This is a genomic window from Streptomyces sp. NPDC051020 (genome assembly GCF_040683105.1).
GTDB lineage: Bacteria > Actinomycetota > Actinomycetes > Streptomycetales > Streptomycetaceae > Streptomyces.
Window position 1 is genome coordinate 1 of the sequence record NZ_JBFBCG010000046.1, and the last position, 22,831, is coordinate 22,831.

17 protein-coding genes and 1 pseudogene are annotated in these 22,831 nt (G+C 68.4%); 9 read left to right on the forward strand and 9 right to left on the reverse strand.

The window, feature by feature from the left end; genetic code table 11:
* Positions 1-473, reverse strand: a pseudogene (locus AB0N06_RS23980) (hypothetical protein); the annotation flags it as partial.
* Positions 474-1,577: 1,104 nt separating this feature from the next.
* Here AB0N06_RS23980 and AB0N06_RS23985 point away from each other — a divergent pair.
* From AB0N06_RS23985 to grpE, 3 genes are all read left to right on the forward strand, one after another.
* Positions 1,578-3,650 (forward strand): SpoIIE family protein phosphatase, encoded by a 2,073-nt coding sequence (locus AB0N06_RS23985; RefSeq protein WP_366136776.1) that lies wholly within the window; start codon positions 1,578-1,580, stop codon positions 3,648-3,650.
* Positions 3,651-3,988: 338 nt separating this feature from the next.
* The gene (dnaK, locus tag AB0N06_RS23990; protein WP_366136730.1) at positions 3,989-5,842 is read left to right on the forward strand and encodes a molecular chaperone DnaK; all 1,854 of its coding nucleotides are present in this window, start codon (positions 3,989-3,991) and stop codon (positions 5,840-5,842) included.
* Positions 5,842-6,495, forward strand: coding sequence for a nucleotide exchange factor GrpE (gene grpE / locus AB0N06_RS23995; protein ID WP_366136731.1), 654 nt, complete (start codon positions 5,842-5,844; stop codon positions 6,493-6,495). Before dnaK ends, grpE begins: the two co-directional genes overlap by 1 nt.
* A 120-nt stretch (positions 6,496-6,615) precedes the next feature.
* Here grpE and AB0N06_RS24000 read toward each other — a convergent pair whose 3' ends face one another.
* Positions 6,616-6,798: a hypothetical protein gene (locus AB0N06_RS24000; RefSeq protein ID WP_366136732.1), complete on the reverse strand. Its 183-nt coding sequence runs from the start codon at positions 6,796-6,798 to the stop codon at positions 6,616-6,618.
* A gap of 408 nt (positions 6,799-7,206) precedes the next feature.
* Here AB0N06_RS24000 and AB0N06_RS24005 point away from each other — a divergent pair, with 408 nt between their 5' ends.
* Both AB0N06_RS24005 and AB0N06_RS24010 read left to right on the forward strand, forming a co-directional pair.
* Positions 7,207-8,568, forward strand: coding sequence for an FAD-dependent oxidoreductase (locus AB0N06_RS24005; protein ID WP_366136733.1), 1,362 nt, complete (start codon positions 7,207-7,209; stop codon positions 8,566-8,568).
* A 167-nt stretch (positions 8,569-8,735) separates the two neighbouring features.
* Positions 8,736-9,368, forward strand: a complete 633-nt coding sequence (locus tag AB0N06_RS24010; RefSeq protein WP_366136734.1) for a class I SAM-dependent methyltransferase — start codon at positions 8,736-8,738, stop codon at positions 9,366-9,368.
* A gap of 412 nt (positions 9,369-9,780) precedes the next feature.
* On the opposite strand, the gene AB0N06_RS24015 is transcribed toward AB0N06_RS24010, so the two are convergent.
* From AB0N06_RS24015 to rpmG, 5 genes are all read right to left on the reverse strand, one after another.
* Positions 9,781-11,355 (reverse strand): alkaline phosphatase D family protein, encoded by a 1,575-nt coding sequence (locus AB0N06_RS24015; RefSeq protein WP_366136735.1) that lies wholly within the window; start codon positions 11,353-11,355, stop codon positions 9,781-9,783.
* Between the two features lie 265 nt (positions 11,356-11,620).
* The gene (locus AB0N06_RS24020; RefSeq protein WP_366136736.1) at positions 11,621-12,136 is read right to left on the reverse strand and encodes a DinB family protein; all 516 of its coding nucleotides are present in this window, start codon (positions 12,134-12,136) and stop codon (positions 11,621-11,623) included.
* A gap of 42 nt (positions 12,137-12,178) precedes the next feature.
* Positions 12,179-12,952 carry a DUF4389 domain-containing protein gene (locus tag AB0N06_RS24025; protein WP_366136737.1) on the reverse strand — a complete coding sequence of 258 codons (774 nt, stop codon included), beginning with the start codon at positions 12,950-12,952 and terminating at the stop codon, positions 12,179-12,181.
* Between the two features lie 496 nt (positions 12,953-13,448).
* Complete coding sequence (locus AB0N06_RS24030) at positions 13,449-13,709, reverse strand: type B 50S ribosomal protein L31 (RefSeq protein WP_366136738.1); 261 nt, start codon at positions 13,707-13,709, stop codon at positions 13,449-13,451.
* 236 nt (positions 13,710-13,945) lie between these two features.
* Positions 13,946-14,110, reverse strand: coding sequence for a 50S ribosomal protein L33 (gene rpmG / locus AB0N06_RS24035; protein ID WP_358861121.1), 165 nt, complete (start codon positions 14,108-14,110; stop codon positions 13,946-13,948).
* An 89-nt stretch (positions 14,111-14,199) separates the two neighbouring features.
* Between rpmG and AB0N06_RS24040 the strand changes: the two genes are divergently transcribed.
* The 3 genes from AB0N06_RS24040 to AB0N06_RS24050 all read left to right on the forward strand — a co-directional run bounded on the left by AB0N06_RS24040 (position 14,200) and on the right by AB0N06_RS24050 (position 16,614).
* The gene (locus AB0N06_RS24040; protein ID WP_366136739.1) at positions 14,200-14,421 is read left to right on the forward strand and encodes a hypothetical protein; all 222 of its coding nucleotides are present in this window, start codon (positions 14,200-14,202) and stop codon (positions 14,419-14,421) included.
* A 160-nt stretch (positions 14,422-14,581) separates the two neighbouring features.
* The gene (locus AB0N06_RS24045; protein WP_366136740.1) at positions 14,582-14,875 is read left to right on the forward strand and encodes a hypothetical protein; all 294 of its coding nucleotides are present in this window, start codon (positions 14,582-14,584) and stop codon (positions 14,873-14,875) included.
* Between the two features lie 296 nt (positions 14,876-15,171).
* Positions 15,172-16,614, forward strand: coding sequence for a SpoIIE family protein phosphatase (locus tag AB0N06_RS24050; RefSeq protein WP_366136741.1), 1,443 nt, complete (start codon positions 15,172-15,174; stop codon positions 16,612-16,614).
* Positions 16,615-16,751: 137 nt separating this feature from the next.
* Here the strand turns inward: AB0N06_RS24050 and AB0N06_RS24055 are convergent, their stop codons facing one another.
* Positions 16,752-18,248 (reverse strand): hypothetical protein, encoded by a 1,497-nt coding sequence (locus AB0N06_RS24055; RefSeq protein WP_366136742.1) that lies wholly within the window; start codon positions 18,246-18,248, stop codon positions 16,752-16,754.
* A 231-nt stretch (positions 18,249-18,479) separates the two neighbouring features.
* Between AB0N06_RS24055 and AB0N06_RS24060 the strand changes: the two genes are divergently transcribed.
* Positions 18,480-19,616, forward strand: coding sequence for an aminoglycoside phosphotransferase family protein (locus AB0N06_RS24060; protein ID WP_366136743.1), 1,137 nt, complete (start codon positions 18,480-18,482; stop codon positions 19,614-19,616).
* A gap of 102 nt (positions 19,617-19,718) precedes the next feature.
* Here AB0N06_RS24060 and AB0N06_RS24065 read toward each other — a convergent pair whose 3' ends face one another.
* Complete coding sequence (locus AB0N06_RS24065) at positions 19,719-22,796, reverse strand: ThuA domain-containing protein (RefSeq protein ID WP_366136744.1); 3,078 nt, start codon at positions 22,794-22,796, stop codon at positions 19,719-19,721.
* Between the last annotated feature and the right edge of the window lie 35 nt (positions 22,797-22,831).

The following is a 22,831-nucleotide window of genomic DNA, read 5'->3' on the forward strand; positions in this document are numbered from 1 at the left end:
GTGATGCAGCCGTCCTCCCCACGGGCGGAGTACGACCGCTCGTTGATGAAGATCCGGCCCTCCCGGTGGTGACGGCGCTCCTTGCCACGCTCGTTACCACGCTCGTTGCCGCCGTAGCCGCCGTAGCCGCCTCCCTCGTTCCCCTTCCCGAACCCGTTCCCGTTCCCGAACCCGTTCCCGTTCCCGTTCCCGAACCCGTTCCCGTTCCCGTTCCCGAACCCGTTCCCGTTCCCGTTCCCGAACCCGTTCCCGTTCCCGTTCCCGTTCCCGTTCCCGTTGCCGTTGCCGTTTCCGTTTCCGTTTCCGTTGCCGTTTCCGTTGCCCTTCCCGCCGTCACCACTAAGCGGAGCAGCCTGCTGAACGGACGCAGCAGCCGGAGCCGAGCCGGCAGCCGAGGCATACGTAATGCCAGTAGTAGCCAGAACCGCTGCGCCTACTGCGGCAGCGGTCACGGCGACGGTACGCGTCTTCATGTCACTTCTCCCTTGTCTCTGAGGGGCAGCCGGGCAACCGGCCTGCAATGAACGTACTTATGGCGCCTTTAGCTGTCATATCGGATGTATCAGCAGGGGGCCGACCGGGTGTACGAACGAGCCGCACCGCACGCCGATCGACACATGACACACCGTCAATCGGTATGAAAGTAAGCTTATTTGGTGCACGATTAGGCCTTCTGGGCGACTTGATGACGCCCGATCACCCTCTCGGCAGCATCAACGCCGGATCCCGCACCCCCACAACCCCCTCCCCCACCGCCCTGAACAGCCGGCATCGGCATCCGCCCACCGCCCCGGCCGCCACAGATACCCACCACACCTCTTCTCGCGGACCAAGCCGGCATCGGCATGTCGCGCAGGCCTGCGGTCGCCCCCACGGCCCGGGCCGTCGAGCGAAACAGTCACTGGCCCGACCTGACGGCACAGCTCGGCCGGGCCATCGGCCAAGCACCCGGCGGATCCATCGCCCGCAAGTGGTCACGTCGCTTCGAGCGCGCGTGTCTCTTACATCCCCTCTGCGGCAATGTGCTAGACAACTGCAGTAATCCGGTGCCCCACGCCGGACCCGCGGGACGGCCCTGATACCACGCCGATGGTGTCAGGGCCGTCGACGTTCGGGAGATCGCGGTCACCAAGACCGTGACCTGCCGGGCTGGTGTGGTCGAGTCGCTGCAGGCAGTAGTCGAACGCGGCAACGCTGCAGGCGCGGGTGCAGAAGGCAGCTCACGAGGCGGTCAGAAGTGGGCGGAGAAGGGTGGAGCTGCTGGCTGAGGACGATGTCCATAGGGTGAGGACGGCGGCTCTGGAGCTGTTGGCGGCGAGACACCATCATCGCTGCGGCTGCTGCCCCCTCATTGATACCTGTCGACCTTTCCCTCGCGGTCCGCCGACGCCCCCGGCAACACCTCGGACGGGAAACGGCCCAGATTCCGGGCTCGGATCTGCCTCTGTCGGCCGGTGGGGGGACGATGGACACACTGGAAGGTATACAGGGAAGCCACGGCGGCGAGGCGGTTCGCGCGGGCGGTGTGGGCCTCTGAGGGGAAGGAGGGTCCGGCCGTGACTGAGGCCGACGGCCTGCTGGGCAACACTGACCCGGGGGCGGCTGATCCTTCGGCCGCGCCGGGCAGGCTGCTCGACGTGCTGGGTGTGGCTGCGGTGGTCCTGAACGCCGAGGGCCGGATCGCTCTGTGGAGCCCGCAGGCCGAGGAACTGTTCGGCTACACCGCCAGGGAGGCACTGGGCCGCAGCGCGATGTACCTGCTCGTCGAGGAACGGCATCGGGAACGGGTAACGTCCCCGTTCGCGCAGGTCATGGCGGGCTGCGGAGCTTGGGCCGGCGTATTCCCGGTGCGCCACAAGGACGGCAGCACCCGGTTGGTCGAATTCCGCAACATGCGTCTTGAGGACGAGCACGGCCATCTCTACGCGCTGGGCATCGCTTCCGACCACGCCACGCTGCAACGCGTGGAGCGGGATCTGGCCTTGTCCGTGCGATTGGTGTCGCAATCCCCGATGGGCCTTGCGGTCATGGACTCCGACCTGCGGTACGTGCTGGTCAACCCGGCGCTGGAGCGCATCAACGGCCTGCCCGCCGAGCAGCACCTGGGCCGGCGCGTCGGCGAGGTGCTGCCGTTCCTGGACGCCGACGCCACCACATCGGCGATGCGCCGCGTGCTCGCGGACGGCGTTCCTCGGCTGAACCAGTTCACTACCGGCCGCACCGCGGCCGACCCCGACACGGAGCACGCCTGGCGTGTGTCGTTCTACCGGCTGGAGGACGCTTCCGGGCAGGTGATCGGCCTGGCCACCTCGGTCGTGGACGTCACCGAGCAGTTGAGGGCGGCTGCCACCGCCGTCCGGACTCGGCGGCGCCTGGCCCTGATCGCCGACGCGTCTGCGCGGATCGGCACCTCCTTCGACCTTGAGGTCACCGCCCGGGAGCTGGCGGACATAGTCGTGCCGGAGTTCGCCGACATAGTCGCCGTCGACGTCCTCGACTCCGTGCTGGGGGGCACGCAACCCCACGTCGCCGGCGACAATGCGTCGTTTCGTGCGCTCGCGGTGAAGACCGCCTACCCCACGCCGGCAGTCCGGGCCGCCGACCCGGTCGGCGAGCTGGCGAGTTACGACGCCACCCGGCTGGTCACCCAGTGCGCGAGATCCGCCCGACCCGTCCTGGTGTCCCATGTGGAGGAGAGCGACTTTGCCCGTATCGCCCGCGACGCGCACGCCGCCACCGTGCTGAATGAGGCGGGCCTGCACTCCTATCTGGCGGTGCCGCTGATCGCCCGCGGTGAGGTCCTCGGCGTCCTGGACCTCAAACGCGCTAGCAACCAGCAGCCCTTCGACCACGACGACCAGGTGCTCGCTGTCGAACTCGCCGCCCGCGCGGCGGTATCCATCGACAACGCCCGCTGGTACCAGCGTCAACGCCGCGCCGTGCTCACCCTGCAACGCCATCTGCTGCCCTCCCAGCCCGCCCCCAGGCCCGGGCTGGAGATCGCCTACCGATACCAGCCCGCTGCGGCGGCCGACGAGGCCGGCGGGGACTGGTTCGACGTCATCCCGCTGCGCGATGAGCAGACCGCGCTGGTGGTCGGCGATGTGATGGGCAGCGGCATCAACGCGGCCGCGACCATGGGCCAGCTGCGCATCGCCGCCCGCACCCTGGCCGCACTCGGGCTGGAACCCGATGCTGTCCTCACTCAGCTCGACGACATCGCCGTGGGTCTGGACAGCGCCATGGCCACCTGCGTCTTCGCCGTCTACGACCCGCACCTCCTGCACTGCCGCATGGCAACCGCAGGCCATCTGCCTCCTGTGCTGACCCGGCCGGGTCACGTGCCGCAATTGCTGGAACTGCCCACCGGAGCCCCTCTGGGTGTCGGCGGCGTCCCCTTCGAGACGGTCGAGTTCCACCTGGATATCAGCGACGAACTGGTCCTCTACACCGACGGGCTGGTCGAGACCCGCGACGAGGACATCGACGTCCGCCTCCAGGCGCTCACCGACCTGCTCAGCACCCCTCGCCGCCCGCTGGAAGAGACCTGCGACTTCCTGCTGGGCGCACTGCGCCACCAGGACGACCACGACGACGTAGCCCTGCTCATCGCCCGGACCCGGCATCTGCAGTCCGGGCACAAGCCGTGAAGCCGCGGCGCGACGTCCTGACGATCCCGTCCGGCCGCGCCGAGGCAACATGGACGTCATCAGGGCTTCCTCCTCGGAAGCGGCAAGGGTGGTCTGACACCCCTCTCGGCCCCTCCGCTCACAGTCGGGTGGCGTTGGCTTGAAACTTCTGCGCAGGGACGCGTTGACAGCGCTTGGCAGCCGACGTATCCCGGAATCTGAGGGTGAAAGGCACGTTCGAGGCCGAGACCGGCCGGTGCGGTTGCCGACCGTGATTCGCCGGGCCCGGACGCCGCGGCCCAGGCCGCGGAGCAGCCCTTGCACCTGCCCAGCGGGGAGCATCGAAAGGGAGCGGGAACATGGCACGCTCGATCGGTATCGACCTCGGTACGACGAACTCGGTCGTCAGCGTTCTGGAGGGCGGCGAACCGGTTGTGATCCCGAACGCCGAGGGCGCCCGGACAACTCCGTCCGTTGTGGCATTCGCCAAGGGCGGCAACGTGCTGGTCGGCGAGGTCGCCAAGAGGCAGGCGGTGACCAACGTGGAGCGCACCGCCCGGTCGGTGAAGCGGCACATGGGTGAAGCGGCCTGGCGATTCCCGGACTCCGGCGGCGTGGACGGGAAGCGCTACACAGCGCAGGAGATCTCCGCGCGGGTCCTGCAAAAGCTCAAGCGCGATGCGGAGGCCTATCTGGGTGAAGACGTGAGCGACGCCGTGGTCACCGTGCCCGCGTACTTCAACGACTCGCAGCGCACCGCCACGAAGGAGGCCGGAGAGATCGCCGGTCTGACGGTACTGCGGATCGTGAACGAACCGACCGCTGCGGCCCTGGCGTACGGCCTGGACAAGGAGAACGACCAGACGATCCTCGTCTTCGACCTCGGCGGTGGCACGTTCGACGTGTCCCTTCTGGACATCGGCGAGGGCATCGTGGAGGTGAAGTCCACCAACGGCGACACCCACCTGGGCGGCGACGACTGGGACCAGAGGATCGTGGACCACCTGGTGAAACAGTTCAAGAACGGCTACGGGGTGGACTTGGCCAAGGACAAAATGGCCGTTCAGAGGCTGCGCGAGGCCTCGGAGAAGGCGAAGATCGAACTTTCCGCGGCCACTGAGACGACCATCAATCTTCCCTACATCAGCGCCTCCGCCGAAGGCCCGCTGCACCTCGACGAGAAGCTCACGCGTGCCCAGTTCCAGCAGCTCACAGCGGACCTCCTGGAGCGCTGCAAGAACCCGTTCCACCAGGCCGTGAAGGACGCGGGAATCAAGGTCTCCGACATCGACCACGTCATTCTGGTCGGCGGCTCCACCCGGATGCCCGCCGTCACGGGCCTCGTGGAGGAGCTGACGGGCAAGGATCCGCACAAGGGTGTGAACCCGGACGAGGTCGTCGCGATCGGCGCAGCACTGCAAGCCGGTGTCCTGAAGGGCGAGGTCAAGGACGTCCTGCTACTGGACGTCACCCCGCTGTCCCTGGGTATCGAGACCAAGGGCGGCATCATGACCAAACTGATCGAGCGCAACACCACGATCCCGACCAAACGCTCGGAGATCTTCACCACGGCCGAGGACAACCAGCCGTCCGTCCAGATCCAGGCTTACCAGGGCGAACGCGAGATCGCGGCCTACAACAAGAAGCTCGGCGTGTTCGACCTGACCGGTCTGCCCCCGGCCCCGCGCGGCCTCCCGCAGATCGAGGTCAGCTTCGACATCGATGCCAACGGCATCATGCACGTCGCCGCCAAGGACCTCGGCACCGGCAGGGAACAGAAGATGACCATCACCGGTGGCTCCGCGCTGCCCAAGGACGACATCGAGCGGATGATGCGCGATGCCGAGGCCCACGCGGAGGAGGACCGTCGCCACAAGGAGGCCGCCGACACCCGTAACAGCGCCGAGCACCTCCTCTACACCACCGAGAAGCTCCTGGCCGAGGAGGCCGACAAGATCCCCGCGGATGTCAAGACGGACGTCGAGAACGCCCTGGCCGACGTCAAGGAAAAACTCAAAGGCGACGACACCGCCGCCCTTCGCTCCGCCGTGGAACGAGCAGCCACCGCTGCGCAGAAGATCGGTACTGCCCTCTACTCCCAGGCCCAGACGGATCAGCCCCGCGGTCCTACCGCCGGCGCCGGACAGGGCGGCGAGGAGGATGTCGTGGACGCGGAGATCGTGGACGATGACACAGCGAAGGGAGGCACGTGATGAAGGAGCCTGCCCAGCCCCCGCGTCCGGATCTCCCACCCCTCGTGGTCATCCACGACCGCAGGAGCACCGAGCCCGTCACTCTCCGGCCTCGCCGACGCGAAGGTCAGGCGGCCACACCGTCGACGCACCCGGCACCGACGACCGGCCCACCGGTTGCGGACAGCCGCGCCGCCCACAGTCCGTCCGGCCCCGAGAACCGCATCCGGCAACTGGAGGCGGACCTGGCCGAGCGCACGGCGGACCTGCAGCGGCTCAAGGCGGAGTACGACAACTACCGCAAGCGTGTGCGGCGGGACCGCCTCGCGATCCGGGAAGCGGCCGTCGCCAATGTCCTGGCCGGGCTGCTGCCCGTCCTGGACGCCATAGACCAGGCCCGGGCCCAGGGCTACGTCACCGGGGGCTTCCACCAGGTCGCCCGGATTCTGGAGTCCCACCTCGCCGCGCTGGGCCTGCACAGTGTTGGCGAGGCAGGCGAAGCATTCGACCCCCGCATACACGAAGCCCTCACCTCCACCACCGTTTCCGGCACCACAAGCACGACCTGCATCGAGGTGCTGCGTCCCGGCTACCGGGTCGGCACACACCTGATTCGCGCGGCGCAGGTGGCCGTAGCCGAGCGGCCGGCCCTGAGCCCACCCCCGCCCCGCTGACCAACGGCGGGCGACAAGCGGCCGCGCCGCAGAACGCGACCGCCTTACCGGCGGCGAGCCGATGGTTGCCGCGGTCGACGGAAAGGAACACTCACCGGATGCGGAGCTGTCCGGCCCCGGTCATAGCTCCCACTCCGCGTCGACATAGCCCATCGTCCGGTTCAAAGCGATGGCATTCGCGTTCGCGGGGTGATGGAAGGTACGGACTTTGGCCACGCCACACAGCTCCGCGAACCTCAGACCGAACGCCTTCATCGCGACCGAAATGCCACGGCCGCGATAGCCGGCTCTCACACCGGTCATCTCATTGAAGACGAAGCCGCTGCGCGGTCACGATGGGGAACGCCGCGCTGCATGTCGGGCTCTGCGGAGCGGACGGCGCGGAGGCGGGCAAGCAGGGCTGTCACCTCACGGATGGCCCCCCGGTCGGAGGGCCCGTGGAGGCAGGACATAGCGTGGGCGGTGGAGATCACTAAGAGTGAGCTCACAAAATGGGCGCCCGGCTCGCGGCGTCTGGTGCGCACGCTCGCTACGTTGCCGAAACGCCCTAGTAGCTCCGCTACGAGGATTTTCCGGCACCTGGCGATCGCACGCACCAGACGCCGCGAGCTGATCGGGCTCCCATTTGGTGAGCTCGTCCAAGCCAAGCCTTACTTCCGCTGCTCTCCGCCCGCGCTCAACCACCCCATGGAACGAAGGAACAACAACCCCATGACACGCCCTGTCCGCGTCGCCATTGTCGGAGCCGGCCCCGCCGGTATCTACGCAGCCGACGCGCTGCTGAAATCCGAGTGCGCACTGGACCCGGGTGTATCGATCGACCTGTTCGAGCGCATGCCCGCCCCCTTCGGCCTGATCCGTTACGGAGTGGCTCCTGACCACCCCCGGATCAAGGGCATCGTCACCGCGCTGCACCAGGTACTGGACAAGCCGCAGCTGCGGCTGTTCGGCAACGTCGACTACCCCCATGACATCGGCCTCGACGAACTGCGCTCCTTCTACGACGCGGTGATCTTCTCCACCGGCGCCGAAGCGGACCGCCCCCTCGACATACCGGGGATCGACCTCGATGGCTCCTACGGTGCGGCCGACTTCGTCTCCTGGTACGACGGGCACCCCGAGGTGCCGCGAACCTGGCCGCTGACGGCCGAGAAGGTCGCCGTTCTCGGTGTGGGCAATGTGGCCCTGGACGTGGCGCGCATGCTCGCCAAGACCGCGGACGAGCTGCTGCCCACAGAGATCCCGGCGAACGTGTACGAAGGCCTCAAGGCGAACAAGGCGCTGGAGGTGCACGTCTTCGGGCGGCGCGGTCCGGCGCAGGCCAAGTTCTCCCCGATGGAGCTGCGGGAGCTGGACCACTCCCCCAACATCGAGGTCATCGTCAACCCCGAGGACATCGAGTACGACGCGGGCTCGATCGAGACCCGGCGGGGGAACAAGCAGGCGAACATGGTCGCCTCCACCCTGGAGAATTGGGCCATCCGGGACGTGGGCGACCGGCCGCACAAGCTGTTCCTGCACTTCTTCGAATCCCCGGTCGAGGTTCTCGGGGACGACGGCAGCGTGGTCGGCCTGCGTACGGAGCGGACGGAGCTGGACGGCACCGGCAACGTCCGGGGCACGGGGCGCTTCACCGACTGGGATGTCCAGAGCGTCTACCGGGCGGTCGGGTACTACTCGGATGAACTGCCGAAGCTTCCGTTCGACCCCGCCTCCGGCACGGTCCCTCACGTCGCCGGACGGGTTGTCGAGGGTGCGGAGCCGATGCCCTCGGTGTACGTCACCGGGTGGATCAAGCGGGGACCGATCGGCCTGATCGGCCACACCAAGGGCGACGCCAACGAAACGGTCGCCTGCCTGCTGGAGGACCGGGCCGCGGGCCTGCTGCCGGCCCCGGCGCAGCCTGAGCCGGACGCGGTCGTCGCCTTCCTCCAGGCGCGCGGTGTCCGCTACACCACGCGTGAAGGCTGGCACCGTCTGGACGCACACGAGCAGGCTCTCGGTGCGGAACAGGGCCGTGAGCGCATCAAGGTCGTGGAGCGCGGCGCCATGCTGGACGCGTCCGGCGCCTGACCGCACGACTGCGTCACCGGTGGTCCCCTCGGCGGAGACCACCGGTGACGCAGCACATTGCGCAGAGTGCTGTGCGGGCGGGCCGGGGCCTGGGGGCGTTGAAGGTTGTCGTGAACGGTGCAACGATTCCGGGGAACCGTTCGCCCGCCCTTGGAGGAAACGCCTCGATGGATGACGAGCTCCGCCCCACGGCCGCGACAGTCTTCGACGCTCTCGGCGCCGACTACGAGCGAGCCTTCGCCGGCTCGGCAGCGCACCGCGCCTCCCTGCAACGCCTGCTGACCCGACTCGCCCCGCACAGCCGGGTCCTGGACGTAGGCAGCGGAACCGGCCGGCCGACCGCACAGAGCCTGGCCGACGCCGGTCATGACGTGTTGGGGGTCGATGTCTCGCCAGTGATGGTGGACCTCGCGGCCCGGCAGGTACCCGGGGCGGCCTTCCAGTGTGCCGACATCCGTGAACTGGCGCTGGAGGACGAGAGTTTCGACGCTGTCTGTGTGTACTTCTCGCTCCTGCAGATGTCGCGGGACGAACAGTCACGGCTGCTGCAGCGGCTCGGGCGGTCGCTGAGGCGCGGAGGGCACCTGGTCGTTGCGACGGTGCCGCTGGACGTGGAGGATGTCGGCGCCGTATTCATGGGCCAGAAGGTGCAGGTGACCAGCTTCGGCGCCGATGAGTTCACTTCGATGGTGACCGGGGCAGGTCTGGCGGTCCAGTGGGAGCAGAACAGTGTGTTCACCCCGTCCCACCCTGAGGCGGTACCCGAGCCGCACCTCTTTCTGCACTGCGTGCGTAACTGACGCACGGGGGTGATCGACGAGTGCTGGTCCGCGTAGAGGCGTTGGCCCGGGGCGCGGCGGGGCCGATGTGGTGATCTCCAGTACGTCGGCCCAGGCCAACTTCACGGTTTCGCTCACATGGCAGAGAACGCCGTCCGGTTCGGACCCCGCACCTGCGACCGCCGGCACGCCCGACCCCGGCGCCCCGCTCCCTTCGACGGAGCCCACGCCATGACCACGAGCCAGGTACCGTGATCACGCAGGGCGATCGCACCGGCCGGGTCGTCGACCTGGCCACGGGCGGTACGACCGGAACGCCGAGGTCGACCACGGCGCATCGGCGCCAACCGATTCGAAACGTCGCGGCCTCCAGGATCTTGACGCTCCGTCCGCCCGGCAGGGTGCATGAGGGCTCGCACACGGTCAGCAGCGGTCAGACCTGCACTCCGGGACGGCCGTCCTCGACGACCACGGAGGCCCGTGTGCTGATCGGTGCTCCCGGGCGGGTCACGTACGGGAGTACGCGGAAATCGCTCCGCCAGCGGTCCCTGTTGACGTTGCAGCGGACGTAGCCGCGCTGACTGTTGAAGAACTTCATGTGCGGGTTGGCCGCCAGGAGCGTCCTGCCCTTGGTGGTCATGTCCGCACCGTCGGCGCCGCTGGTGATGGAGGTGCCGACGAACTCACTGGCCACGGTGGGCGAGTCAGGATCCGCGTAATCACGCTTGAGGTCCCAGGCATAGTTCTCGTGACGATCGCCGGTGATCACCACCAGGTTGCGGACCTCGCGGTCCTGGGCTGCGGCCAGGAGAGTGTTGCGCTCGGCGACGTAGCCGTCCCAGGGATCGAGGAAGACCTTGACAGCCTGGCCCGCGTCCTGGTCGGTCTGTCCCATCGGTGCCTGGTTGCCCAGGATCTGCCAGCGGGACCGCGAGCGCCCGAAGCCCTGGAGCACCCAGTCCTGCTGCCTGGCTCCCATCAGCGTGCGGTCGGGATCGAAGCGCTCGGTGCAGGAGGCCGAGGAGCCGTCGCCGCAGGGCTGGTCGTCGCGGTACTGACGGGTGTCGAGCATCGTGAAGTCGGCGAGCTGTCCGTAGGTCAGCCGACGGTACATCTGCACGTCGGGGCCGGAGGGGAGCTGGCCGCGACGGAACGGACCGTGCTCGTACATGGCCTGGAACGCCTGCCGGCGCCGGGCCAGGAAGTACGCCGGGTCGTCGTCGTTCTCCGATGTCTCGTCGGCCCAGTTGTTCTCCACATCATGGTCGTCGAAGACCATGATCCAGGGGAATCGTGCGTGGGCCAGCTGCAGCGGTTCCTCCGACTTGTAGAGGCCGTACTGGAGGCGGTAGCGAACGAGATCCTTCGCCTCGGTGTGGAACTTCGCGTCGGTCGTCACTCCGCGCTTGTTGGTGCCGACACCGGACTCGTAGAGGTAGTCGCCGAGATGAACGACCAGATCCAGATCCTCCTCCGCCAGGTGCTGGTAGGCCGTGAAGTAGCCGTCCTGCCACCTCTGACAGGAGGCGAAGGCGAAGTTCAGGTCGCGAGGAGAAGCCCAGATGGCAGGGGTGGTACGGGTACGGCCCGTCCGGGACACGTAGCCGCCCGCCCGGAAGCGGTAGTAATACTCACGGTTCGGATGCAGGCCGTGGATCTCGGGGTGCACCGAGTGCGCGAGTTCGGGGAAGGCGATCACGCTGCCCCTCTGCACGGGGTGGCGGAAGCGTTCGTCCACGGCCACCTCGTACTCCACCCGGACCGCGCGGCCCGGCATGCCGCCCAGCCCGTCGGCGGCGAACGGATCGGGGGCGAGGCGGGTCCACAGCACGACGCCATCGGACCGGGGGTCTCCCGAGGCCACGCCCAGGGTGAAGGGATTGCCGCTCAGCGGCGGGGCGGCATACGACAGATCGGCCTGCCAGAGCCCAGTCCCCAGTGCCAGAGCGGCCGCTCCGACGCCGCCGAAGCCGAGCAGATGCCTCCGGGACAGAGATCGCGCGGTCAAGGGAACCTCCAGTGCTGGCGAGTTCGGGCGTCGCCAGTACCGTCGCAGTCAGCGGTGTCCGCCGAGGTTCCCGGGTGCGGACGCAGAACGGCCGTTTGAGCAACTTCGAGTGGCGGACTCACGGTTGGTGGACTCCGCGCACTCCGAAAAGGCTACTCCGCCGGTGATCCGCCGGGCCAACGACACCGCCGTACAACCCTCACGCCGGGGTGAGCGGCTGGGTCGCGCCGTGGACGGTGAGCCGGCCGGCCACCTCGGCGCCGCCTCAGGCCCCCGTCACCCCGTCCAGCCGCTCCCGCACCAGATCGGCGTGGCCGATGTGGCGCGCGTACTCCCCGATCATGTGGATGTGCACGAGGCGCAGCGAGAAGACCTCGCCGCCGTGGACAAAAGTGTCGTCGAGCGATGCGTCGGCGATGGCTGCGTCCGCCAGCCGGCACTCCTCGACCAGGCGCGCGTAGTCGTCGGCGGCGCTCGCCGGGTCCAGGTCCTCGAAGTCCGCGTCCTTGCCCCTGGCGGGGTCGTACATCGGGTCAAGCGACTGTCCGGCGAAACGCTCCCGGAACCAGGTGCGTTCGACCTTCGCCATATGGCGGAGCAGCCCGAGAAGGGTGAGGTTGGACGGCGGTACGGTCCGTTCGGCAAGCTGCTCACCGGTCAGACCGGCGCACTTCTGCAGCAGGGTGCTGCGGAACCATGCGAGATATCCCGTGAGCATCTCCCGCTCACCGGCGACGAGGGATCCGGGCGTGCGTGTCGCGTCTGGCGCTGTCCATGTCATCGCCAGATCATGCCGGTCGGCCCCCGGATACTGCCAGGCCTTTCACCACCTGTCCGTACTGTCCGAGGACCGTTCGGTCGTCGCGGAGGTGATGATGTTCGCGGCCACACCCACCACCAGGAAGAGGATCAGCAGAGCCTTCCCCGCTCCGCTCATGATCAGCGGCCGGGTGGCGGAACGGGGCTGCTGGTCGGGTACGGAAAGGGCATCTTCGCCGAAGAGCCCCTTGGGGTAGGCCGGGGTGAGCATCATGAAGTAGGCGTAGAAGCGCATTTCGTAACGGAGCGTCGCGGCTGAGGCCTCGAAGAGGGGCTGGGCCATGCGTCCCAAAATCAGTGTGATCAGCCACCAGATGTAGGACAGCGCCCACCAGCCGGAGGTGGCGAGTCCCTGCACCACCGCTGCCGGAATCATCAGGATCAGGCGGAAGAAGACGGCCAGCCGGTTGAGTTCCGTCGGCCGGAGCGCGATCTGGACCGGAAAGTCCGGCGGCGGAGTCAGGGCGAACGGCGGATAGCGGTCGATCAGCAGCATTGCGCTCGCGACGACCCGCGTGTGGTAGCCGAGATATCCGGCGAGAAAGCGAAAAACCGGTTCGGGCAGCCGCCCCAGGACCAGGGCGGCGAACCAGCCGGCGATGGCGGTGAAGAAGGCCGCGATGTAGAGGAAGAACAACACGATGAAGTGCGGGATCAGCAGGAGCGGCCGCACCAGCACCGTGAGCCGGCGCTGCCTCGCCGGCTCGACGAGGTCCAGCACGGGGAGCCACTCCCCCACGTCCGGTCCTCTGGGGCCCGCCCACTGGGCGTCAGCCATGTCGCTCCTCCTCGGCGGGTGATGCGTACGCCATCGGCACCTACGACGTCACCCCACGCTCGGCCCGCCCATACGGGCCCGCAATCGGCCACGGGCCGATCGGGTGTCCTGACGGGCCGCGCCGGACCGGGCAGGACCCGACCATCGGTCGTCCCCCTCGGCGGCGCGCGGGGCGACCTGGTCACGTCCGACAGGGACCGGGCCGTGGCGGGGCGCGGCGGTCACGGCGTCGACGGTACGGCTCCGGCCGGGCGCCGAAGCCGCGGTCTGGGCGGTACCGACGGCAGGTGCGTTGCTGGTCGCGGTGGTGCCGGGGCGCGCGTCACGGAGGTGAGGGGCAGGCAGGCAGAGAGAAGCCCCGGCCGGATCGGGGGAATCCAGCCGGGGCTGCCATGGGGTGGGCGCTGTGCGCGTCATCCACATATAGGTGAACGATAAACCATTGGATTCCGTTCCCTCGAATCCGTACCGCCCACTGTGACGCGACACACGAACCTCAGCGCCCGACGGGCGCCGTGGTCCCGTAGCGGCGCCGGAACTGCTCGATCCGGCCCGCCGTGTCCAGCACCCGCTGGGTGCCGGTATAGAAGGGGTGGCTCGCCGACGAGATCTCCACATCGATGACCGGGTAGCTGGTGCCGTCCTCCCACTCCACGCGCCTGTCGGAGTCGGTAGTCGAGCGGGTCAGGAAGGCGACCCCCGCGGCGCGGTCGCGGAAGACGACCGGACGGGAGACGGGGTGGATGCGGGGCTTCATGCGCGTTCCTTTCTTGCTGCTGAGGGGAGGGCCTGCTGGGGCATGTTTCAAAAGGAGCGTCGTCCGCCCACAGAGCGGGCCGGGCGGCGCCTGGTGCGTGCGACCGCAGGGCGGAGGCTCGCCCCGACACTGGGCGTACCGGGGCGAGCCCGACAACGCAGCGAGCATGCATGCCAGACGCCGCCCGGCAGACGGGGCTTTCGACACACGCCCCAGTGCCGGTCGGACCCGACGGGTCAGCGTTCCTCGCGGAAGAGGACGTGCTTCCCCGCGGCGGGGTCGTACTTGCGCAGCACCAGCCGGTCGGGGTTGTTGCGGCGGCTCTTGCGAGTCACATAGGTCTCTCCGGTACCGGCCGTCGACCTCAGAGTGACGACGGGGCGGGCTTCACTGCGTGCCATGGGCACCTCCGGTCGCTTCCAGCGACCCCATTCAAGCTTCTGGGAATGGGTGTCGTTTTCGTTCTGGTGCTGTAACACGGGTGGGTCCGGTGGCATTCCCGCCCCGGACACCGGCGTGCAGTGCGGTGCTGGACTGGAGCATGGCCCGCACCGCCGTCGACTGGTACCGGGACGCGGGCGGGACGGGTCCACTGGTGCTTCAGGTGACGAACGGTCGGGAGGACACCCCCGATCCCATGGAAACGTCCCTCGCCGGAATGCCCACCGGGATCGAGCAGACCTTGTCGCTCGGGGCCGACGAGATCCACTGAGATCTCGATCTCGCGAACCTCGCGCCGAAGCGCAGGTCCAGGAGTTGCAGGAGGTGGCGGGCGCCCATCCGTCGCTTTTCGCGAACGGCGCCACGAAGAGCGACGACGCTCGTTGATCGCTGTGCCCAGCACATCGACGACTGCCGGAGGAACGACAGCCATGCGCTTGAAGAACACCCTGACGACCGCAGCCGCCACGGCGTTGATCGCCGCGGCCACGCTGACCGCGGCGGGCCCGGCGGCCGCCGCGGGTGACACCGCGCCCGCCTGTATCGCGCGCGAGGTCGTCAAGCAGAACAAAACTGCCTGGACGACCAACAACTGCGGCAAGAACATGCACGTCAAACTGGTCATCAACAACGGTCCGGACATGCAGTGCTGGACCACGATCCCGGGCGAGACCCTGAAATGGAAGTGGAAGGTCGGCTCGTACGGGCGCATCGCCGTCTGTTAACCGAGGCCGCCCCCGGCCACCGGAGCCCCTGCGCGTCTGCGGGGGCTCTCGCATATGCCCCGATCGAGTGCGGCGCGGCCCGCGGGAGAGGCACACTCCGGCGCACGCGGCGTCGCGCATACTGGATGACTTGCATCAACACACGTCAGCAGTAAGGCTGTTCGAAGAATCCCGGACTCAGGCGGACTATGGCATTTGCCATAGGCAACAACGCATCGAGTGTTGCCAATTCACTTACGGGCCTCCTCAGCCTGTGCCACAGTCGTCATCGGTCACCCCCCAGACCGGAGTATGAGATGCCGCCCCATCCGTCCGCGAACCGCCCTGCCCCACAACCGCCCGAACGCGGTGCCTTCGATGTGCTGATCGACCGGACCCTTCGGCTGCGCGGAGACGTGGACGCGGTGCGGCGCGATGCCGTCCTGATCGACGAGGACGATCCGCAGCTGCGCTGGCAGCGTGCGCTCTGCGAACTGGCGGTCCATCATCTCGATGATCTCGGCACGCATCTGGGACAACTGAAGGAAGGCCTGCCGCCGGGGGACGCGGAGCAGCTCACCGAGGAGCCGGAACCCGCCGAGGAGAAACCGTTCGACGAGCCGCGGCCCGGTTCACTGCTCAGCCGTGTGGGCTGCGCCGAGTGGAATCTGCTGACCGACGAGGTCAGCTGGTCGGAGGAGCTCTTCCAGATCTTCGGCCGGTCCCCACAGGCGGGACCGCTGTCGCTGGACGAGCTTCCGTCCGTACTGCTTCCCGAGGATCAACCGTTGCTCACCTCTCTGGTGACGGCCTGCCTGGTCGACGGGAAGACGATAGACGGCGAGTTCCGCATTCTTCGGGCCGACGGCCGGATGCACACCCTGCACATGATGGGCGAGCCCGTCCTCGATGCGGACGGATGCACCGCCTCCATGTGGGCCGTGCTGCGCGATGTGAGCGAACTACGCCGCAGCCAGCGCGTGGTGAGCCGGACCCGTGAATCGATCCGGCGTCAGCAGCACATGGCGCGGACCGAACGACGGATGGCGGTCGAGCTGCAGGAGACCGTGCTGCCCCCGTGGCGCGGCTCGCTGCGCCTCCCGCACCAGGGCCCCGGCGCACTGGATGTCGCGGCGCACTATCTCCCGTCGGATTCCAGCGCCTTGATCGGAGGCGACTGGTACGACGCGCTGGAGCTGCCCGACGGCAGGACGCTCCTCACGGTCGGCGATCTCACCGGTCATGGCATCCCCGCCACCACGGCCATGGCGATGCTGCTGGGCGCACTGCGCGGCATGTCCGTCGTCGGCATCGAGCCGGGCGCTCTGATGGGCCATCTCAACCAGTTACTCCAATCGTCGGCCCAGCCCGCTCTCGGCAGCGCGGTGTGCTGCCGTTTCGACTCGGCGACCGGCACTCTCGCCTGGTCGCAGGCCGGCCACCCCGCGCCACTGCTCTTCCGCAACGGAGCGGGACGCCCGCTGCCCCCGCCGGACGGGGTCCTGCTCGGGGCCGCGTCCGGGGTCGCGTACGAACAGGACGACGTGCACCTGCTGCCCGGCGATGTGCTGGTTCTGCACACCGACGGACTGACCCGCCGCAGTGACCGGGGGGCAGGCCCAAAGGCACTGCTCGATCTCGCACCTCGCTTCGCCGAGGCCCGTACGGCACAGGAGTGCGTACGTACCGTCGTCGAGGAGTTCGGTGGGACCGAGCGCCTGGACGACGCATGCGTGCTGGTCGCCCGTATCGGGGCGTGAGCGCCCGGTAGGCCGCAGGAGCACGAGAGCAGAGCGAATCACGGCACGGCACAGGAACGCAGACGGACGAGACCTCTACGCGTGCGGTGCTCAGGCGGTGGGTTGTCGGCGCTCCTCTTCTTCGCGGCGTCGGCCGATCAGATCTCCGAACGCCTGGGCCGCTTGATGACCGAGCTCGGCGGCATGGCGAGCTCGATCTCCTCGCGCAGGTCCTGGATCTTCACGTATCCCGCGAACTGACCGGTGAGCCGGTACATTTCGCGCAGCCGGTCCCAGGTCCGGTGCGAGGAGGTCTCCCCCATCGCCACCAGGGCGAGCCGTGCGTAACGGTCGGCCTGCTCCGGGTCGTCGGCGATGAAGCACGCCGAGGCGAGCGAGATGTAGTCGAAGATCTTGGAGCGCTGGCGCCCATTGACGCGCAGCTCCAGAGCCTGCTTGGCATGACGCTGGGCGATGAGCGCCGCCGCCGGTTCGTGCTCGGCGAGCGTGCGGAACGCCAGGGCCTGCATGCCGTGCAGATCCGCCTCGTCGAACATCTGCATCCAACTGGGCCGCGGCACATCACCCTTGTCGGACACGAAGAGCTCCTCGGCCCTGCCGAGCGTACGGCGCATGGCCTGACCTCGGCCCATGGATGCCTGTGCCCATGCCTCGATGGTGTGCAGCATCGCCTGGGTGCGTGGCAGCACCTTGTCTCCTGAGCCGGACTTGGCCAGCTTCATCAGGTCCAGGGCGTCGTCGGGACGGCCCAGGTGGACCATCTGACGGGCCGCCCGGGAGAGTGCCTCGCTCGCGCGGGGACGGTCGCCCCCCTCGCGCGCCGCATGGGCGGCGATGACGAAGTACTTCTGGGCGGTGGGTTCCAGACCGATGTCGTGGGACATCCACCCCGCGAGAACGGCGAGGTTGGCGGCGACGCCCCAGAGGCGGCGCTGCAGATGGTCGGGGTGGCGGTAGGCGAGCATGCCCCCCACCTCGTTGAGCTGGCCCACGACAGCCTTGCGCTGCAGTCCGCCGCCCCGGGAGGCGTCCCAGGCGCGGAACACCTCGACGGACCGCTCCAGTGCCTCGATCTCCTCCGATCCGATGGGGGCGGCCTCGTACCGGTCGAAACCGGCCTGGTCCGCGTAGAGGGGATCACCGATCCGTGGAGCGTCGGCCGCCAGAACGGGGTCGGTGTGCAGCCAGTTGTGCATGGGGCCGGTGATGGTCGATCCTGCGGCGAGCGCGGCGCCCGCGCTCACCAAGCCGCGTCGGTTGAGCATGAGGTCCATTCCCGTGAATTCGGTGAGGACCGCTGCCGTCCGTTCGGGCGCCCACGGCAGTCCGTCGGGATTGTCCTGCGTCCCGACCTCTCGCCGCTTCCCCACACGCCCGCGCCGGCCGAACCCGAGGTCCTCGATGGTCACGACACGACCGAGCCGCTCGGTGAACAGGGCAGCCAGCACTTTGGGCACGGGATCGCGTGGGGACTCCCCCATGTCGATCCAACGCCTCACCCGCGAGGTGTCGGTGGCCAGCTGCGGGTGGCCCATGGCCGCCGCCTGCCGGTTCACCATTCTCGCGAGTTCGCCCTTGGACCAGCCGGCAAGGCCGAACAGGTCAGACAGGCGGGTGTTGGGTTCTCCGGTCACGTCAAGCCCCCAGGTTCTCGGCTGTGTTGACAGTAGCCCCCTGTCACGTGCGTTGCGACTATTCGCCAGGGTTCGCCAGGGTCCGCCAGATGGTCCGCAACCCGTGGTCCGGTGTCAGGTAGGAAAGCGCCACCCCGTCCGGCAGCCCTAGGTACTCCCCAGGGTGCCGAACGGCCGCCGGCCGGGGTGGCGCACGCTACTTGTCGGCGCACGAAGGGATCTGTCTCGCCCATGTACACAGCATCGTCCTCCGTGTCCGCCCCGCCCCGGCCGCTGCGTCCCCTGGGGGCGGGCGGCGGACCGTACCTCGACCCCCGCACCGCATCGCCGGCTCCCGGCACGGTCCGGCCCCGGTGGCCGGCCGGACCGGGTGCCGGCCCGCTCAGCGGGCGGCTGGACCTGTCCGGCCCGCAGGGTGCACAGCTGAGGATGGCGATCGCCTCCGTGCACCGGATCTGCCCGGAGTTCAATCCGGTCCAGGTTCTGCGGCGCAGCGGGCGTTCGGTGCTCGTCGTCGGCACAACCGGGCGCACGACGGCGGTCGCCAAGTGTTTACTGGACCACTCCCTGGCATGGTCCGAGCGGTTTCGCCACGAGATAGCGGCGTACCGGGCGTTCGTCCGGCACCGCCCGCCGGTCCGGGTACCGCGGCTCGTCGCGGCGGATCCCGAGAACTGCACCCTGGTGATCGAGCGAATGCCGGGACGGGTGGCTGCGCTGACGAGGCACCCGTCGGAGGCTCCGCCCCGCGCCGATGTGCGGGCCGCGCTCGGCGCGATCAGCCGGGTCAACGCGTGGCGACCACCTGCTGGGCTCTTCGACGCCCCGATGGACTACGCATCCCGCATTGCTCGGTATCACGAGCTGGGGCTCTTCACCGACCGTGATCTGGGTGACCTGCAGAAGTTGCTGCACGGTCTGGCGCATGCCGGCGGCCGCCAGGGCATGGGACAGTTCTGCCACGGCGACGCCCTGCTCTCCAACATCCTGCTGTCGCCCACGGGTCCGGTGCTGGTGGACTGGGAGCACGCGGGCTGGTACCTGCCGGGGTACGACCTGGCAACGCTGTGGACGGTGCTGGGTGACGCGCCGGTGGCGCGGCGGCAGGTCAGTCAGCTGGCGCAGGCGGCAGGGCCTGCGGCGCGGGATGCGTTCCTGGTGAACCTGATGCTCGTACTGACACGGGAGATCCGTACGTACGAGACGGCGGTGCAGCGGGCCATGCGGGGGGGCGTGCCCACGGGCGGGGTTCAGGAGCGACCGGGTGCGCTGTCGTCGGGCGAGGAGCAGCGACTGCTGCTGCGCCGGCTGCATGACGACTGCGCGATGGCCCGACGGGCGGTGCGTGCCGCGGTCGGCACTCGCTGACGCTGCGCTCTCCGGGAAATACCTGCCGCGGGTCCGGTGCCGACACATCGGACCCGCGGCAGGCTGTTGTGCGTGCTGTGCTCTGTCGGTCGGGACGGAGGGTCAGGGGCTCCTGAAGTCGACCGCGTCCACGTCGAAGGAGTTGTTCTGCGGCGAGGTGAAGACGAGGTACAGCTTGTGGGTGCCCTTCAGTTCCTGGACGGGTACGGCCGGGGTGGGCCGATAGGTGTCCCAGCCGCCGGTATTGGGAACCGGAGTGGTGGCGAGCAGCGTGCCGTCGGGGGCGTCCGCGCGCAGTTCGATCGCGCCGACCCCGTACGGTGAGGACAACTGATAGCTGACGGAGCCGATGCCCTCGACGCTCATCGGGTCGAAAGCGACCCAGTCGCCGTGGGAGATGTCCCCGATGCGTTTGCCGTTCTCGGCGCCTGCCTGGGAGACGATCCGGGTGCCGGACTGGGCGTCGTAGTACTCCGCCTGCTTGTGCTTGGGCTGGAGCACGGCGCGACCGTAGCCGGTGAGGGCTGAGACGCCGTCGCCGCCCTGGTCGGTGTATTTGGCGTTGAGCACGTAGGTGAGGTCGGCGCCCTCCGGGTGGCCGCCCAGGTCGCCGGTGTCCACGGTGCCTTCGCAGCCGGGGAGGTCGGTGGTGGGATGCTCGTGGTCGTCGTGTCCCAGGGCCGGGTTGACGGTGACCTTGGAACAGTCGACCGGGCCGTCTTCGGGATCCGTGACGGTGACCTTGTACGGGATCTTGTCGCCGAACTCGATGAGTTTGCCGCTGACCGGGAAGTCAATGGTCACCTTGGGGGCGGTGTTCCCGGCGGTGACAGGGATGTTGGCGTAGCCGGACTTGCCGGTGGAGTCGGTGACCTTGAGCTGGGCGACGAAGTCGCCCTTGGCCGTGTAGGTGTGGCTGGGGTCGGCTTCGGTGGAGTCGTACGTGCCGTCGCCGTCGAAGTCCCAGGCGTAGCTGAGTGCGTCACCGTCGGGGTCGTTGCTGCCCTTGCTGGAGAAGTCGACCTTCAGCGGGACGGGGCCGTCGGTGGCGGAGGCGGTGGCCTTGGCGACCGGGATGCGCTTCCCCTGCGCATAGTCGATCCTGTAGAGCCCGGAGTCGTTGTTGCCACCGCCGAAGGAGCTGCCCCATTCGAGGACGTACAGCGATCCGTCGGGGCCGAACGTCATGTCCATCGGCTTGTTGAATTTCTGCGAGGAGAGGAAGTCATTGATCTTCAGGAGCTTCTGGTCCTGGTCGAAGCGGACTTCCTTGACGAAGTTGCGCGACCACTCGTAGAAGAAGCTCGCTCCCTCGAAGTAGGCGGGAAACTTCGTGGTGGACGGGTTCTTGCTGTCGTAGTGGTAGACGGGCCCGCTCATCGGGGCCGAGCCGCCGCTGCGGACCTCGGGGAACTCCTTCGACGCTCCGTAGCCGTACCAGATCTCCGGCTGCTGGATCGGCGGGAGTTCGGTCAGACCGGTGTTGTTCGGCGAGGGGTTGACCGGTGCGGTGCAGTCGAACTTGGCGCCGACTTCCTTGGTGTCGGGGTTGTACGGGGCGTACGCCTGGTTGTTGCCGTGACAGAACGGCCAGCCGAAGTTCCCGGCCTTCTTGATCACGTTGTACTCGACGAGGCCCTCGGGTCCGCGGTCGGTGGTTGGCAGACCGCGGTCGGGCCCGTAGTCGGAGGCATGGACGTAGCCGGTCTTCGGGTCGACGGTGAAGCGGAACGGATTGCGGAAGCCCATGGCGTAGATCTCGGGGCGGGTCTTCGCGGTCCCCTCGGCGAAGAGGTTGCCCTTGGGGATGGTGTAGCCGCCGGAGTCCTTCGGTTTGATCCGCAGGATCTTGCCGCGCAGGTCGTTGGTGTTGCCCGCGGTCCGGGCGGCGTCCAGCATCTGCTTGCCCTCGCGCCAGTCGAGTGGCGCGTACCCCTGCCAGTTCGGGTCGAGGTTGGGCGGGGTGTCGTCGCCGACGCCGAGATAGAGGGTGCGGTTAGGGCCGAATTCGACCGCGCCGCCGGTGTGTCCGGGTTCGGGGAAGGTGCGGTCGCGGTAGGCGGGGACGTCGAGGAGCTTCTTCTCGCTGGCGAGGTCAAGGGTGTTGCCTTTGACCGTGAAACGGGAGAGCCGGTTGACGTCGTCGGACGCGCCGGCGGGGGCGTAGTAGAGGTAGATCCAGTGGTTGTCCTTGAAGGAGGGGTCGAGCTCCATGCCGACCAGACCGTCCTCACCGCCGGTGTAGACGTCGAGCTTGCCGGCCGTGCTGGTGGCGTGGGTGGCCGGGTCGTAGATCTTCACCTCGCCGCTGCGCTGGATGTAGAAGACACGGCCGTCCTTGGCGACGTCGAGCTCCATCGGGTCGGCGGTGTTGTCGTCGAGGGTGACCTTCTCGTAGCCGCTCCAGACGGTGCCGCCGCAGTCTCCGGGCTTGTGGCCCGCGGCCCACTCGATGCCGCCGAGGACGTGGCTGCGGAACGCGGGTTCGCTGTAAGCGGGGGCGTCGTGGCCCATGGCTGTGGCCCAGACCTTGCCGCCCTCGGTGTTGCGGCACCATGAGATGGGGTGGTCGGCGCCCATGGCGGAACCGCCGGGGTTGTACGTGGTCTCGTCGGCGGTGACGAGGACGTGGACGTCACCCCGGGGGTTCTTGTCGAAGTTGTACCACTCCTCGGGGCGCTCCCAGCGTTCCGGGAGTCCTGCGGTGGAGGGGTGGACGCGGTCGGCGACCTTGGCGGTGCCCCGGAGGACGCCGGGCGAGTGGGCGGGCATGTGGACGCCGCCGTTGATGGCCTGGTCCCACCAGGGGAATTCGGACTCGATTCCCATGTCGAGGGTGTTGTGGATGGCGACGACACCGCCACCGCCCCGCACGTACGTCTGCATCGCCTGGCGCTGGGCGTCGGTGTCCCAGACCATGCCAGAGTTCTGCAGCATGACGATCGCGTCGAAGTCCTTGAGCTTCGCGTCGTCGAAGACCGCGGGGTCGGCGCTCTCGACGAGGTCGAAGTTGTTGGCGGCGGCCTCCTCCTTGAGCATCTTGACGCCGGCTGGGATAGAGGCGTGCACATAGCCGACGGCGCGGGTGAAGAGCAGGACGCGGAAGGCGGGGCCCTTGGCCGCGGTGGCGGCTTGGGCAGTTGCGGGCAGTGCGGTCAGCGCGAGCAGTAGTGCGCTCACTAATGCGATGACCGCCCGTCGTATGTCACGAGCAT